Source organism: Roseovarius sp. SK2 (assembly GCF_028807495.1).
GTDB lineage: Bacteria > Pseudomonadota > Alphaproteobacteria > Rhodobacterales > Rhodobacteraceae > Roseovarius > Roseovarius confluentis.
The window spans coordinates 17,528-31,876 of the sequence record NZ_JARAMK010000005.1; the positions used below are offsets into that span (position 1 = coordinate 17,528).

Below are 14,349 nucleotides of genomic sequence, written 5' to 3' on the forward strand. Positions count from 1 at the left end.
GCGCGTCGAATGCTGCCTCGCGACCGCATAGCAGCCGGCGCGCGTAGGGCCGCTCTGGCCGTTGTCATCGGTATTCTGGGCCTGACTTGCTGGGCCTGTCTGATCGCGGGCATCGTGATAATGGCAAGCCCCGCCCTTGGCTTGGGCGGTGCTTTCCTGGTGATGTCGGGGGCGCTGGCTGCGACGGCGCTGTTGATCGGCCTTGTTCTTCGTCTTGCGGTAGCCTCTGAAAAACAGCGGTCGAAGTCTTCCGATCCCTTGGCCGGGATCGCACTGGGCGTTCTCAAGGGCGGGGTGGCCGGGCTGTCGGAGCGGCAGACCTTGCGGCTCGCGCTACTGGCGGCGGCCGCAATATCGGCGGGCATCGCGTTGCTGTTGCCGCGCCGGAAATCCGAGGATCAGGAGTGAGGTCTATCGCGACAGGAGAACCGGAAGATTTGCCTTCTCAAGAAGGTGCCCCGTAACGGCGCCGATCATGAAATCGTAGAATTGCGAGTGCCCGAAGGCGCCCGCGACGAGAAGCGTGGCCTCGCAATCGTGCGCGGCGTTCAGCAGTTCCTGACCGCGATGATCGACCGTCGCCATCCTGTCGGTCGTCGTCGCCTTGAATCCACGGCGGTCGAGCGCAATTGCAAACTCATCCCGGCTGTCGAAGCCTGGTTTTTCATCGCTTGCGCGGGCGACCAGTGCGATTAGGTCTATCTGCGCGCCGGGCTTGGCAAGGTCGAGCGCATCATGCGCGGCGCGGGTGGCTTCGCGGGTTTCGCTCCAGCCGATGGCAATGGTGTCGAAGGGGGCTTTCACGTCTGCTTCGGGCGACAGAACCAGCACCGGACGACCGAGGTTCCGGATCAGCCGTTCTGCCGTGACCCGATCATCAGGCGCGCGTGTGCCTGAACCATTGCTTCCCATGACCACCAGATCGGCGGCGCGGGCGCCCGCCAGGAAAAATCTTTCGCTGCCGAAGAGCGCGTCCTGCCGGCGAAATTCAGTCCTCAGGTCGTTTTTGCGCGACGCCTCGTCGAACAGGTCGCGAATCTTGTCGGATTCCTTGATCTGCCAGTCCTGAAAGGTTGCATACACCATCGGTGCGGAACTCAGCCCATCGAAGAAGACGACCTGAGAGAAAGAATGCAGGCCAATCACGTGCGCATCGAGCGATAGGGCAAGTGTGAAGCATTTGTTGATAAGCCATTCTGCTTCGGCGGAGTCGAAAATGACCAATGCGATGGTTTTGACGGGCATTGGAATTATTCCTTTGAAATTCGTGAACTTAAAAATGGCCGTCCCGAAGGTTTCGGGGCGGCCTTTGCATTACTTGGACCCGGCCTGTTGTTGGGGCGCGGGTTTTGCCGGTTTCGCGGTCGACGGAGCAGGCTTGCTGCTCTGCTTGGCCGGTTTCGGCTTCGACTTCGGATCTGCCATTGGTACCTCCATGGTTGCGGGTTATTACCCGCGATCAGGAATCCATAGCTTTGGCTGATCATCATTGACGGCTGTCATCAGCCTGACTTTTCCGTGGCGTCTTTCCATTTCGGACCGGCTGGACTGCGCTGGTATCGGTTGTGTGCGAGCGGGTGTCTGCTGTCGGGCAATACAGAAGGGCTTTTGACTGTCCATTCTGGTGTCCGGAGCGTTCAGAACCTCGTGCACGCGGTCTTCACCACACCGCCCGAATAGCCGGAGCTTGGTCATGTCGACCACATCTATCTCTTCCGGGGTCAGCAAGCATATGGCGTTTCGATCGGCAAGCTGGTGCAGGCCTCGACATAGGGTTTCTACGGTCATGTCCAGCAGCGAAGCCAGATCGCGTCGGGTCAGCGGTATCCGGACGGTTGCCTTGGCGCCGTCGCGCGCGTCAGGCAATTGTTGCACGATCCAGAACGCTATGCGCTGAAGGGTATTGCGGCCACGCATGGAAGCAGCCCACAGCCGATGCTCTTCCAGTTGTTGTGCGGTGATAGCAAGGTATGCCCGGTAAATCTGCGGCTCATCCCGGATCAAAGCGTTCAGCGTCGCGCGGTTGACCCAGCAGATACGGGCCGATGTCGCGGCTTCCCAGGAAAACGCGTTCTCTGCCTTGCATGGATCCCCGACGATATGGCCGGGCTTGAGGAGCTGAAGGATGTGATGTTCGCCGTCCGCGGTCATCAGGACGACCTTCACCAGACCCGATGAGATGATCCCGATCCGGTCTGTAAGTTCTCCTTGTAAAGCCAGTTCGTCGCCTCTTTTGTATCGGGTCTGATGGCATCGTGGTGACAGCAAGCTTGAGCATGCGTCGCCCAGCATGCCACAAAGGCCGAAGTCGTGTGCCGCGCAAGATGCACAGATTTGAGCCGGCGCAATTTGCGCCGTCGTCGTCGAAGTATGCATTGGTCCCCCCAGTGTCCGGGCCATGACAGACGGCCGCATTGGTCCTTGCAACTTTCACATGGGGTCTTTCTATCGAATTGCAGCGGCGACGTGTGGGCGAGAATTGTGTAGAATTGTACGCGCAGGTTCCGCCTTTATTGCTTTAAGTATATGAAAATAGACCATGACAGACACGCCAAAGAGTGTTGAACAGACGGGGCCGGATGGGCTCGACACCCGTCTTGCGATGTTCGTGGAAGATGCCCCGGCGGCCGTGGCGATGTTTGACCGCAATATGCGATACGTCGCGTGGTCGCGGTTTTGGGCTGAGCGTTACGGACTTGTGGACAAAGACCTCAGGAGCGTGTGCCACTACGACATTTTTCCCAATCTGCCCGATCACATAAAACAGGCCCATCAGCGCGGTTTGGCCGGAGAAGGCCTGACGTCGCATGAGGATCGCCTGGTGCTGAATGACGGATGCGTCCGTTGGGAGCGCTGGCGCACAAAGCCGGTCCGCGATGCCCAGGACGTTGTTGTCGGGATCGCGGTTTTTACCGAGGACATTACCAAGCAGAAAGAAGCGGAGTTTCAGCTGCAAGAAAGCGAAACAAGGTTGCGGCTGTTGGTCGATGCGCTGGGGATCGGGACGATCGATTTGGATATCAGTACAGGAAAAATCGAAGTCAGCGACGCCTTTCTCGAGATGACAGATCTTGAAGACAAGGATCTGCCGGCCGATTTCGACGGCTGGATCGTGGCATTGAACCCGTTGGACGAAGCCGCGTTTCGCGAGTCGCGGGGACGCGCGTTCGATCCGGAGGGTGATGGGCTGTTTCGGGCCGAAGTCAGGCCCGGCGCACCGCAGAAAGGTCGCGAGTTGCAGCTTGTCGGGCGTGTCTTGTTCGAAGGCACCGACAACAAAAAGAAGGCGGCGCGGTTCGTCGGGATATTGATTGATCAAACCGAGAGGAACGAGTTGCAGATGTCGGTGGCCAGGTCGCAACGCCTGGAGGCGATCGGACGAATCGCCGGGATCATCGCGCATGATTCCAACAACCTGCTTTCCGTCATACTCGCGAATCTTGAGCTTGCTGCAATGCGTGTCTCCGATCCCGCGACTTACGAATACCTCCAGGTCGCAATGGACGCCGCTGAAATGGGGGGCGGATTCAACAAGAAGCTGCTGTCACTTTCCGGGGCGCGGAATTCGCAACCCACACTGATCCGTCTGGACGAACACATCCTGAAAACCTGGGCCATGTTGGAACGCCTGCTGAATGAGCACATTTCCTTGCGTTTCTCGGCTGGAGCGGATGATTATTCCGTCCGTATCGACCCAGCCGAACTGGACGGTGCAATCCTGAACCTTGTTGTGAATGCGCGAGATGCGCAGCCAAATAGTGGAGAGATCATTATCACCACGAAGGATGTCGAAATCGATGCGCAAGCCGCCAAGTCCTATGACAACGGCAAGCCCGGGCACTACCTGGAACTCAGCGTGTCGGACAATGGCGTCGGCATGACCCCAATAGAGGTCAAGCGCGCGAAAGAACCGTTTATCACCAGCAAATCGCCGGAGATGGGTACGGGTCTTGGACTGACCAGTGTGTTTGCTTCGGTCGAACGGGTGAACGGGTTCGTTTCGATCGTGTCCGAAAAAGGAGAAGGAACGACGGTGTCGATCTTTCTTCCGGTCGCGGATGGCATTGCTCATCGAGAGGAGCGGGAGGCCGAGATACCTATGGGCAATGGCGAGATGATCCTCGTCGTGGAGGACGATGCGCTGGTGCGGGAGGCGACCCTGAAGCGTCTTGAAGCATTGGGATATGCCGTGATCGAAGCCGCGGATGGAGAGACCGCCTTGCAGCTTTTGAGCGAGGGGGAAGTGGTCGACCTGGTTTTTTCCGATGTCATCTTGCCGGGTACGATCTCGGGATATGACATTGCGGAAACAGTTCGGGAGCAATACTCGCAAATTGCCGTTCTTTTGACCTCGGGACACGTGTCCGGCCGGCGACTGCCACGCCATCCGCGCGACCGTCTGCCGGAACTCCTCAAGAAACCATATCCGCTGACGGTGCTGGCGCAGGCGGTTGAACGGGCGCTCAGTCCTCGCGGGAAGGCTTGACGTCCCCGCTAAATACGTAGCCAACACCGCGAACCGATCGGATCAGAAGAGGAGACTCTCCCGGCGTTTCGATCTTTCTTCGAAGGCGCGCGACGTGACCATCGATGCTGCGGTCATAGGGCGACCATCCCCGTCCGTGCAGGGCGTGCGAAATCTCGTCTCGGCTGAGCACGCGGCCGGGGTGCCGCACGAACAGCTCCAGCAGTTTCAGTTCCATTTCCGTAAGATCAAGCGGCGACCCGTCGAGGTGCCGTGCAATATGGTGTTTCAGATCGAGTTCGCTGTGATCGAACAGAAGCTTGCCCGAAGGTTGAACGGTGTCTTGATATCTCTCCAATGTCTTTTGGACCCGCATTACGACTTCCTTGATATGGAAGGGTTTGACGATGTAATCGTCCGCGCCGCACTCCAGCCCCCGGACGCGGTCGTAGGGGTCGGATCGGCCAGATATCATTACGACGGGGATATTGCGCTTTGACCTCAGTTCCCGCGCAAGGTCCAGGCCGTCGTCGCCGCCGAGATTGAGATCCAGGGTGATGAGGGATACGTGGTTTTCACGCAAGTTGCTGAGCATCGTTGCCCGGTCGCTGGCTTCGTGCACGTTGTAGCCTTCGGACGAAAGGCCGTGGTTCAAGGCTTTTCTGATCTCTGGGTCGTCATCGACGACAAGGACGGTTGCTTTCGTCATGGCTGCCACGGCGGAAATTTCTTCGATTATAGCGGGTGCTGCAGAAAGCGCCAAACCATGCTTCGTCCAAAGGCGGAAATTGTCATCGCTTTCAGGCCTGTTCGCGGCGGAGACAGGAAAGCATGTCTGTAACCTGCTGGTCAGTGACCTGAGGGAAATCCCGGTATGCGCCACTGATCGAGTAGAGCCTGTCGGATCGGTGAGGGCAAATGACCCGGACGCCACTCATGGACAGGCGGTCAAGCGCGCCTTGCAGAGCGACGGGAACGGCCACGGCGATGGCGCGTGCGCCCTGACGCCGGACCATCGTCAGCGCCGCTTCAAGCGTTGTACCCGTCGCGGCGCCATCGTCCACGATCAGCACGTCGCGATCAATGAAAGGCAGGGGACTCCTGCCTTCCAGCCACATGCGCCGCCGTTTTTCCACCTCGCGGATCGGCTCCACGGCCAATGCCTGGATATCAACCTCCGACAAGTCGAGCATGTCCTGAAGGGTTCGGTTGATCGCAAGCTCGTCAGGGTCGGGCCCGGTGACGGCGGCGACGGCCAGTTCCGGATTATTCGGCAGACCCACCTTGCGCACGATCAATATATCGAAAGCGCCACCCAAGTGGCGTGCGATGTCCGCGGCAATGGGGACGCCGCCGCGCGGCAGTCCCAGAACCAGCCAGCGGCGGTCGATATCGGGCGGAAGTGCTGCGATCAGCTGGCGCGCCGCGTCCGCCCGATCCTTGAATAAAGGGCCGGACACCCGGCTATGCCGCCTTGACCGTGATCGTTTTCTCGGACGCCAGGGCCGCCTTGGATTTCGGCAGTTGGATGGTCAGCACGCCCTTGGAGAACTCTGCCTCGATCTTGTCGTGCTCGATGTTTTCGGGCATTCGGATCGTGCGCTGAAAACTGCCCCAGCGACGTTCGCTGAGATGATGGCTTTCATCCCCTTCTTTCTTCTCGTCGGATTTCTCGCCGCTTATTGTCAGCGTTCCGTTACTGATCTTCACGTGGATTCCGTCGGGGTCCAGTCCCGGCAACTCGGCGGTGATGGCATACCCTTTTTCGGTCTCGGTCAGGTCGACTGCCGGACAGAGGGGAAACCCGCGTGACGTCTCTGGAAGCGCGCGGTCGAACCACAGGCGCGGTTCAAAACTGTCGAACAAGCGCTCCATCTCGTCGCGCAAACTGCCAAAGCCGGTCCATGGGTTGATCGGCCGGTTGGTTGCGCGTGCTTCGCGTGTGACAGGGATATCCGTAGACTTATCAGCCATGTATCGCTCCTTTTGAGTTAATGCCGTTGGCCGAACTCACGGGATGCATCGCCCAGCCAACGGCAATTTCCGCGATTTCCGGGGACAGGCGGAAGTTCCACGCCTGCTTGGACAAAGGCGTAGTCGCGAATGGCTCAAAGATGTCCGAGTCGTTCCCCACTCTCATTGATGGTCATCAATACCACGTGCGCGGTGCAAACCCGGGCGTTGACGGTCGTCAATGATATCGAGCCGAACAGGCGCGACGCTCGGGCAGCAACTGGAGGATCAAGATATGAAAAAGTTCTTTTTGATGATGCCTTTCATTCTCGGGAGCGCGGCAATGGCCCAAGAGCATGATTGGGGCGCTCGTTTCTATGCAGAGAATTGCGCGGGATGCCACGGTGAAACCGCCAAGGGCGACGGGGTCCTGGCTGACTACCTGACGGTCGATGTGCCGGACCTGACCTCGCTCAGCGCGGAAAACGATGGTGTTTTTCCGATGCTGCGCGTCATCCAGATCATTGACGGACGTAGCGGGTTGCGCACACATGAAAAACCCATGCCGCTCTACGGCGCTATATTTCGCGAAGATCTTCAACCACCCATGGGAATGCCAGGTGCGTCGGAGCCGTTGGTTCGCGGACGCGTCCTCAGCATCGCGGAATACCTGCAGTCAATCCAGGAATAGCGCGACTTGTGAACGCTGCGGGCAGGTCTTTTGTCCCGAGTCGGAAGGGCCTGGCCAAAGCCTACGCGTGACTTTGTAGCCGCACTCAAGCATTCGCCTGACCGGGCCAAGCATTGCGGTGCCTATTCGTGTGAGACGAGGGCGCGAATGGCGGCGACGAGTTCGCGACCGGAAAACCGCACCAGGTTCTTGACGATCTCGCGACGCACGCAGTTCGCCAGACCTTCGGGTGCCTGAGCCCGCCATAGGCCGATGGTTTCGGCTGGAGCAATCAGAACCAGTTCCTCGAACGCCCCGATTTGCGCCTCTTTTTCGAGGAAAGCTTGAACATCGCGCATGAAGTTGCGTGCGTCTTCTTCCAGAGGGTCCGAACCGGGCGCGACCGCGGATCGCCGGCGCCCGCCCGCCGAAGCGAAGCTGCGGGTCGGGCGGTCGCGTTTGACCTCGCCCACGGAGCGTCTGTGGCCCTGCATCGTGATTTCGGTTGGCAATGGATCACGTATGCCGGGCAATTCGCGCAGGATACGCGCCCGGTGCGCGTTCATGACGATATACCATATCCGCGGGCGTTTCATCGCCACGGACCTATTTGTGATGATCGGCCACGGCGCGTGTCAGTTCGCCTGCCAACTGAAGTCCCGCTGCATGGGCGACATCACCGAGGCTGAGCATGCCTACCATTCGTTTGCCATCATCGAGCACGGGCAGACGACGGATCTTCTTCTGATCCATGAGGTGGATGGCGTCTTCGACCGTTTCCTCGGTGCGGCAGTAAACGATGCCCTTGGTCATGACCTCTTCGGCGGTAGTTTTATGCGCATCGAGCCCTTTGGCTATGACTCGGATTGCCAGGTCACGGTCCGTGATCATGCCGATCAGTTTGTCGTCCTTGCCGATGGGAACGGCACCGATGTCGTCCTTTGCCATGCGCGACGCGATTTCGCTGACAGGGGTGTCGGCTGTAACCCATTCGGCCGGTGCATGCATTGCCTCACTGACTTTCATGATGTCCTCCGTGGAATAACATTGATCGACAGTCGTGCTTTCCTGCAAGCCGGTCATTGACCACCGTCAAGCCCCCGCTGTGACGGTGATCAATGCGATTTGACCCGGACCCTTCAGAGTTCTGGACGGCAAGAACGGAGGATGGACATGAAACCCACCGGACATACCGCGATCGACCAGGCGCCACAGGTCGTCGCCGAATGGATCAACCTGCTATGCGACGATCTGGAGTGGCACGAGAAGGGGCGGGCATACCTGCTGTTGTCCGAGACGTTGCAGGCCATCCGCGATTACCTGGGCGTAGACGAGGCCGCTGACTTGGCGGCGCAACTGCCGCTGATCGTGCGGGGTATCTATTACACCGGATGGAACCCGTCCAAGACACCGGTGCAGCCGCGCGGCAAGTCGGAGTTCCTGGGCAGGGTGGCCGGGAAGTTCAGCAAGCAGCCGCTGGAGAACCCCGAACGCGCTGTCGCCGCGGTGTTCGATCTGTTGCGGCGCAAGATTTCGATGGGCGAGATCGACCAGGTCAGCAATGCCATGCCCGGTCCGCTGCGGGAGCTTTGGCAATGACGGAGGTTCGGCGAAGCGGTCGTTTTGATGACGCTGGGGCCCAGGCTGGAACGCCGGAGCGCAAGCGCAAGCCGGGCGCTGCCCCGATTGCGACCTACGACCCGGTTCTGGAAGCGGGGCTGGAGTCCTTTCCTTGTTCGGACCCGCCTGCGTGGGCCGGTTTCAAGGAACCTGCGTCCAGAAAGGCGACGCGGTCCGGGTCGCGCCGCAAGATACGCGGGCTCGATCCAGAGAGCCCGAACGGTGAAGACCTGCAGGTCCCGGTGCGCACCGTTTGCTATATTGCCGAGCGGGCCCATGACCTGATGGGAAAATCGGCGAGCACGGAGGCGGAGGACGCGCCGGACGAGGAGGACGCGGTGGCCGATATCCTGGAGGATCGTGGCCATGATGCCGTGGAAGAGGAACTGCGGTCGGTGATCGACGATCTGGATGAAATCGCCCAACGCGACCTGGTCGCACTTTTGTGGCTGGGCCGGGACGACGATGAATGGAATGTATTGCGGGACCTTGCCTGGCAGGAGCGCACGTCTTCGCCTGCGAGCTACCTGCTGGGGACGCCGTTGTTGGCGGATTATCTTTTTGCGGGGCTTGAAAAGCTGGGGCTGGAGTGCCCGACTTCGTGAAAAGCCCCGCTTCATTGACGGGCATCAATGGCCGCCAGAGTGGAATCGCGTAGTTTGAATTTATCGACGGGAGGAGTGGAACCGGAGCAAAATCTTGGCACGACGTCGCGAGACGCGAACCGAAAGATGGTGCAATGGCGAAGCATTGAGACCTGTTGATCGGGGGGCTGCCGGATGATGGCGATAGCGCCAGAGGCGACTTTGGAACCTAAGTCAGATCCCGGCGGCCCTTTGAATACTTGAAGTGATTTCGATATGTCCAAGCCCGGGCGGAGATAATCCGTCCGGGACATTAAGTCTTAGAGGGCCTTTTTCCGCGTGCCGACTGGCCGGCACCGACGCCATTGATCGCGATCAATGGCGAAGTGACGAGAGCCGGGCATGCTGTTTTCATCGACGGGAGGAGCGGAACCGGAGAGGGATCGTTGGAAAACGTTGCAAGGCGCGGACCGCGAGACATTATACCGGGAAGCCATGAGACCTGTCGATCCTGGATCGTCGGGCAAGGGATAGCGCACCTGGGGTGACCTTGGATGTGGAAGCCGGGCCTGACGGTCCCGCGGCGGACCGCCGGCCGCTTGGGAGCGGGATGCGAACCGGGGCGAAAGCGTTCGTCCCGGTTTCTTTTTTGCAGGTTACTTGTTCAGAAGATGTCTTTCATCCGCGGCTGGAGCAGTGCTGCAAGGGCCACCATGGCGATGACCGCGCCGCACAGTATCGCCAGCCAGGTCAGAACGAGTATCTCTTTGAAGCCCAAGACCCAGGGTGAAACCACCATCCAGAGACCGAGCACCAGCGTGAGCCATTCTTCCCATGCTTGGTGGTCATAGAGGGCTGCCGCCGCTATCGCGACGACGGCGATGCCCACGACCACGAAATTCAGCGTTACGGGGCGAAAGTTCATGCCCTCGGGTGGCGTGATTTTCAGGACAAAGAGGGCCGCGACGAGCACGAGGCCCGTCAGGAGCGTCACTGTGTCCTGCCAGTGTATCCGTTTCATGTTTTCCTCCATTGGCAAAAGGCGCGGTTTCGCGCCACGGACAGCCACAGGATGCCAATGTCGGACCGTGATGCATTGATGGCTATCAAGCACGTTTTCTGGAGCGCTTGGCGGGGCGCTTCTCAAGCGCGTGTTCGAGAACATCATCGACCGTTTCCAGCCAGATGAATTCAAGCCTTGAGCGGGCGGCTTCGGGGATGTCTTCGAAATCGTGCCGGTTGCGTGCGGGCAACATAACGCGCTTGAGGCCCGCGGTGGCCGCCGCGACGACCTTTTCGCGAATTCCGCCGACCGGCAGCACGAGCCCGCGCAGGGATATTTCGCCGGTCATGGCGGTATCGCTGCGCAGCTTGCGATCCAGCAGAAGCGAAGCGAGGGCTGCGAAGATCGCGGTGCCGGCGCTGGGCCCGTCCTTGGGCGTGGCGCCTGCGGGCACGTGAATGTGGATGTCGGTGTTTTCAAATGTCTTGGGGTCGATGGACAGCGCCTTGGCGCGCGCCTTTACCAGGGTCAGGGCGGCCTGCGCGCTTTCGCGCATGACGTCGCCCAGTTGCCCGGTCAGGGTGAGGCTACCCTTGCCGGGGGAGCGACTTGCCTCGATGAAGAGGATATCACCTCCGAACGCCGTCCAGGCGAGGCCCGTGGCCACCCCGGGCAGGCTGGTGCGCATGGCGACCTCGTTCTCGTAGCGCGGCGGGCCGAGGATTTCGGACAGGTCGGTTGCATTGACCTGGAAGGTTTTCGACTTTCCCTCGACGATATCCACGGCTGCGTGCCGCAGGACCGCGCCGATCTTGCGTTCGAGGCTTCGGACGCCTGCCTCCCGGGTGTAGTTGCGGATGATGGCATGCAGAGCGTCGTCGTCGATACTGACCTGCTCCGGCTTGAGGCCCGTCGCCTGCATCTGGGATTTCACCAGGTGGCGCTTGGCGATCTCCAGCTTTTCGTCCTCGACGTAGCCGGGCAGGGTGATGATCTCCATCCGGTCGAGCAGCGGAAACGGAATGGTGTCGAGCACGTTCGCCGTGGTCAGGAACACCACGTGGCCGAGATCGAAATCAACGCCAAGGTAGTTATCGCGGAAGGCGGTGTTCTGCGCAGGATCGAGGACCTCGAGCAGGGCCGAGGACGGATCGCCGCCGATCCCGCGCCCCAACTTGTCGATCTCGTCGAGCATGAGCACGCAGTTGCGGGTGCCGGCGCGGCGAATGGACTGGATCACCGTGCCGGGCATGGCGCCGATATAGGTGCGGCGGTGGCCGCGGATATCCGCTTCGTCATGCACGCCGCCCAAGCTGAGCCGTGCGAACTTGCGTTGCATGGCGCGGGCGATCGACTGGCCGAGGGAGGTCTTGCCAACACCGGGTGGCCCAACGAAACATAGGATCGGCGCCTTGCCGGTGGGGGCAAGCTGACGGACAGCCAGATGCTCGATGATCCGGGTCTTTATCTTGTCCAGGCCATAGTGATCGGCGTCGAGCACGCGGCGCGCTTCGGCGAGGTCGATCGGGGCCTCCTCGGGGAGTTGCCAGGGTAGGTCGACCATCCAGTCCAGCCAGGTACGCAACATTCCCGCCTCACCGGAGCTGTCGGACATGCGCGCGTAACGCCCCAGTTCCTTCAGGACGTATTTTCTGGTTTCTTCGGGCATTTCGGCCTCTGATATGGCCCTGGTCAGCTCGGCCACTTCCTCGGCGGTGCTGTCCGCGCCTTCGCCGAGTTCGCGTTGGATCGTTTCCAGCTGTTCGCGCAGCACGGCCTTTCGGTGCCTTTCATCGAAGGCCTCTCGGGTCTGTTCGCCGATTTCGCGGGTGATGCGCAGCACCTCGAGCCGGCGCGCCAGCAGGGTTGTCACCTTGGCGATGCGGGCGCCGATATCCAGCGATTCCAGCAGTTCCTGGCGATCCTGCAATGGAAAATCGGAATAGGCGGTGGCGAGATCGGCAAGCAGGCCCGGCTCTGTCATCTGACCGACGGATTCGGCCAAGCCGACCGGCGCAGCGGGCAGGGTTTCCAGCAGTTCGACCGCCAGTTCGCGTAGGTAAAGAAAGCGCGCCTCGGTTTCGGGCCGCTTGTCGGGCGCGTCGTTCAACTGTGTGACACGTGCGATCGGGAAGGGCGTGTTTTTCAGCAACTCGGTCACGCGGAACCTCCCGGTGCCCCGGCATATGAGGTGGTTGCCGCTGTCGGGGGACGAGACGTAGCGCAGAATGGTGGCCGTGCACCCGATCTTGTGCAGGTCTTCGGCATCCGGTTCGTCCTGCGAGGGATCGCGTTGCAGGATGACGCCGATCGGGCGCTCGCCGCGGACCGCCTGTTCGACAGCCATGACGGAGCGGGGTCGACCGACGGCAAGCGGAAACACGGTGCCGGGGAAACCCACGAAGTTGCGAACCGGCAGGAGGATCAACCCGTCGTCGGGAATGGGTACGAGGTCTTGCGGCTGCTCGGGCGCCGGAATGGTGTTCTGCTTTGTCATCCCTGGGCCTCCGACGCGGGTTTCTTGAGGTGGATCACGAGATAACCTTGGAACGACTGCCGCTTGACCAGCTGGCACCCGGCGGGGATGCGCACCCGGCGCTGAAACGGACCCCAGGGCAGTTCGACGCGAAGCAGCCCAGCCTCGCGCCATTCCGGCGGCCGTTGCCGTTCGCCGCACAGGATCAGCATGTCGTCCTGGGCGGTGACGGTGACATCGGCCGCCTCGACCCCGGGCAGTGCGACATAGGCCACGATCTCTGTGCGCGTCTCGATCAGGTCGAGCGGCGGTTCCCATTGGGCAGCCGTGCCGATGTCGAAGCTCAGTCGTCTGAGATCATCGACCTGCGCCAGAAGGCGCAGTGCCTGGGACAACATGAGGTTTTCTGCGGTGTTGGATGGCATCGGGAACCTCCGGAAATGTTCTATCCATCGATGCGATGTGTAGGGCGGGGGCGCATTGACCGCGGGCAATGCGCGTTTGTTCCATGAGGTCATGCTGGTTCCAGCAAACCGTTTCAGAGCCGCTGACATGGCAAATTCAGAGCGCACCCGTACCCCCGCCCGCGCGCACCTGCGCGAGAACGCGCAGATCGCCGCACGATTGCGGAGCTATGCGGACCTATTGGAAAAACAGGGCGACGACGGGTTTCGCGTGCGCGCCTATCATGCGGCGGCAGACCGGATCGAGGACATGAACCTGTCGTTGCGAGGAATCTACAATTCCGGCGGCATCAAGGCGCTCGTTGCCCTGCCGACGATTGGGGATGGCATTGCGGCCGCGATCGTGGAGATCCTGACGACGGGCCGGTGGACCCAGCTTGAAAGGCTGCGGGGAGAGACCACGCCGGAGCGGGTGTTTCAGACTGTTCCCGGCATCGGGCCGGTCCTTGCCGAAAGGTTTGCAACGCATCTGGATGCGCAGACGCTGGAAGAACTGGAAGCCTTGTTGCACGATCCGAAAATGTCCGTGCCCGGGCTTGGCCGGCGGCGGCGCCGGGCCATCCTTGCGGCGCTGGCGGACCGTTTGGACCCGATCCGCCTGGCGCGGCGCGGAACGCAGGCGCAGGACAATGCGCCGTCGGTATCGCTGCTGCTGGACGCCGATGCGCTGTTTCGAAAACAGGCGGCTGCGGGCAGTTTGCGCAAGATCGCTCCGCGCCGTTTCAATCCAGAGGGCAAGGCCTGGCTGCCGATCCTGCACCTGAGGCGAGGCGACTGGCACCTGACGCTGCTATATTCCAACACCGCCCGGGCACATGATCTTGGTATGACGAAGGACTGGGTCGTAGCATTCTATCACCAAAAGGACGCGCCGGAAGCGCAGTGCACAATTGTCACCCAGAAACGAGGGCCGCTGGACGGCAAGCGCGTGGTGCGGGGACGCGAGAATGAGTGCATGAGCCACTACGCCAAAGCGGGCGCAGCAGCGGATGCATCGGCGTAAAGTTTTTTTATCAAGGGCAGGTAGAGGGTCAGACGCCGGAGATTCGAATTCGGCGCTCCGTGCGGCTTCGCGGCATTCTGGTTTCTACGGCGAAGACGGTCCGTGTGGCAT

Annotated in this window: 17 protein-coding genes; 7 read left to right on the top strand and 10 right to left on the bottom strand. The window is 60.7% G+C overall.

From position 1 onward, the window contains the following. The first annotated feature begins 9 nt into the window (after positions 1-9). On the top strand, positions 10-408 hold the full coding sequence (locus tag PVV74_RS11105; RefSeq protein ID WP_103764070.1) for a hypothetical protein: 399 nt from the start codon (positions 10-12) through the stop codon (positions 406-408). 3 nt (positions 409-411) lie between these two features. On the opposite strand, the gene PVV74_RS11110 is transcribed toward PVV74_RS11105, so the two are convergent. Continuing rightward, positions 412-1,245 carry a universal stress protein gene (locus PVV74_RS11110; RefSeq protein WP_103764069.1) on the bottom strand — a complete coding sequence of 278 codons (834 nt, stop codon included), beginning with the start codon at positions 1,243-1,245 and terminating at the stop codon, positions 412-414. On the opposite strand from PVV74_RS11110, the gene PVV74_RS11115 reads away from it, so the two are divergent. Next, complete coding sequence (locus PVV74_RS11115; RefSeq protein ID WP_274593230.1) at positions 1,217-1,483, top strand: hypothetical protein; 267 nt, start codon at positions 1,217-1,219, stop codon at positions 1,481-1,483. The two genes, PVV74_RS11110 and PVV74_RS11115, sit on opposite strands and share 29 nt — an antisense overlap. Here PVV74_RS11115 and PVV74_RS11120 read toward each other — a convergent pair. Continuing rightward, the gene (locus PVV74_RS11120) at positions 1,450-2,376 is read right to left on the bottom strand and encodes a Crp/Fnr family transcriptional regulator (RefSeq protein WP_170067240.1); all 927 of its coding nucleotides are present in this window, start codon (positions 2,374-2,376) and stop codon (positions 1,450-1,452) included. The two genes, PVV74_RS11115 and PVV74_RS11120, sit on opposite strands and share 34 nt — an antisense overlap. Positions 2,377-2,539: 163 nt before the next feature. On the opposite strand from PVV74_RS11120, the gene PVV74_RS11125 reads away from it, so the two are divergent. Next, entirely contained in the window at positions 2,540-4,486 is a 1,947-nt protein-coding gene (locus PVV74_RS11125; RefSeq protein ID WP_274593231.1) for a hybrid sensor histidine kinase/response regulator, read from the top strand. Here PVV74_RS11125 and PVV74_RS11130 read toward each other — a convergent pair. Genes PVV74_RS11130 through PVV74_RS11140 form a run of 3 tightly spaced genes read right to left on the bottom strand, consistent with a single transcriptional unit; the run spans position 4,464 to position 6,439 of the window. Then, positions 4,464-5,228, bottom strand: coding sequence for a response regulator transcription factor (locus PVV74_RS11130; protein WP_274593232.1), 765 nt, complete (start codon positions 5,226-5,228; stop codon positions 4,464-4,466). The two genes, PVV74_RS11125 and PVV74_RS11130, sit on opposite strands and share 23 nt — an antisense overlap. Before the next feature lie 37 nt (positions 5,229-5,265). Continuing rightward, positions 5,266-5,925, bottom strand: coding sequence for a phosphoribosyltransferase (locus PVV74_RS11135; protein ID WP_274593233.1), 660 nt, complete (start codon positions 5,923-5,925; stop codon positions 5,266-5,268). Positions 5,926-5,929: 4 nt separating this feature from the next. Further along, positions 5,930-6,439, bottom strand: coding sequence for an Hsp20/alpha crystallin family protein (locus PVV74_RS11140; RefSeq protein WP_274593234.1), 510 nt, complete (start codon positions 6,437-6,439; stop codon positions 5,930-5,932). A 274-nt stretch (positions 6,440-6,713) separates the two neighbouring features. On the opposite strand from PVV74_RS11140, the gene PVV74_RS11145 reads away from it, so the two are divergent. Then, positions 6,714-7,109, top strand: a complete 396-nt coding sequence (locus tag PVV74_RS11145) for a c-type cytochrome (RefSeq protein ID WP_274593235.1) — start codon at positions 6,714-6,716, stop codon at positions 7,107-7,109. Positions 7,110-7,231: 122 nt separating this feature from the next. Here the strand turns inward: PVV74_RS11145 and PVV74_RS11150 are convergent, their stop codons facing one another. Beyond that, complete coding sequence (locus PVV74_RS11150; RefSeq protein ID WP_274593236.1) at positions 7,232-7,684, bottom strand: host attachment protein; 453 nt, start codon at positions 7,682-7,684, stop codon at positions 7,232-7,234. Positions 7,685-7,694: 10 nt separating this feature from the next. Beyond that, positions 7,695-8,114 carry a CBS domain-containing protein gene (locus PVV74_RS11155; protein WP_103764107.1) on the bottom strand — a complete coding sequence of 140 codons (420 nt, stop codon included), beginning with the start codon at positions 8,112-8,114 and terminating at the stop codon, positions 7,695-7,697. Positions 8,115-8,261: 147 nt separating this feature from the next. Here PVV74_RS11155 and PVV74_RS11160 point away from each other — a divergent pair, with 147 nt between their 5' ends. Continuing rightward, a complete protein-coding gene (locus tag PVV74_RS11160; RefSeq protein WP_103764106.1) occupies positions 8,262-8,687 on the top strand; it encodes a DUF2267 domain-containing protein in 426 nt (141 codons plus the stop codon). Beyond that, on the top strand, positions 8,684-9,313 hold the full coding sequence (locus tag PVV74_RS11165; RefSeq protein WP_274593237.1) for a DUF3775 domain-containing protein: 630 nt from the start codon (positions 8,684-8,686) through the stop codon (positions 9,311-9,313). The genes PVV74_RS11160 and PVV74_RS11165 overlap by 4 nt, the downstream gene beginning before the upstream one ends. Positions 9,314-9,956: 643 nt before the next feature. Here PVV74_RS11165 and PVV74_RS11170 read toward each other — a convergent pair. The 3 genes from PVV74_RS11170 to PVV74_RS11180 form a co-directional block, all read right to left on the bottom strand. Next, the gene (locus tag PVV74_RS11170; protein ID WP_274593238.1) at positions 9,957-10,313 is read right to left on the bottom strand and encodes an SPW repeat protein; all 357 of its coding nucleotides are present in this window, start codon (positions 10,311-10,313) and stop codon (positions 9,957-9,959) included. 85 nt (positions 10,314-10,398) lie between these two features. Beyond that, entirely contained in the window at positions 10,399-12,792 is a 2,394-nt protein-coding gene (gene lon / locus PVV74_RS11175; RefSeq protein WP_274593239.1) for an endopeptidase La, read from the bottom strand. Continuing rightward, the gene (locus tag PVV74_RS11180; RefSeq protein WP_274593240.1) at positions 12,789-13,196 is read right to left on the bottom strand and encodes an Hsp20/alpha crystallin family protein; all 408 of its coding nucleotides are present in this window, start codon (positions 13,194-13,196) and stop codon (positions 12,789-12,791) included. The genes lon and PVV74_RS11180 overlap by 4 nt, the downstream gene beginning before the upstream one ends. 127 nt (positions 13,197-13,323) lie before the next feature. Here PVV74_RS11180 and PVV74_RS11185 point away from each other — a divergent pair, with 127 nt between their 5' ends. Continuing rightward, positions 13,324-14,238: a DNA-binding protein gene (locus tag PVV74_RS11185; protein ID WP_274593241.1), complete on the top strand. Its 915-nt coding sequence runs from the start codon at positions 13,324-13,326 to the stop codon at positions 14,236-14,238. Positions 14,239-14,349: the final 111 nt, after the last annotated feature.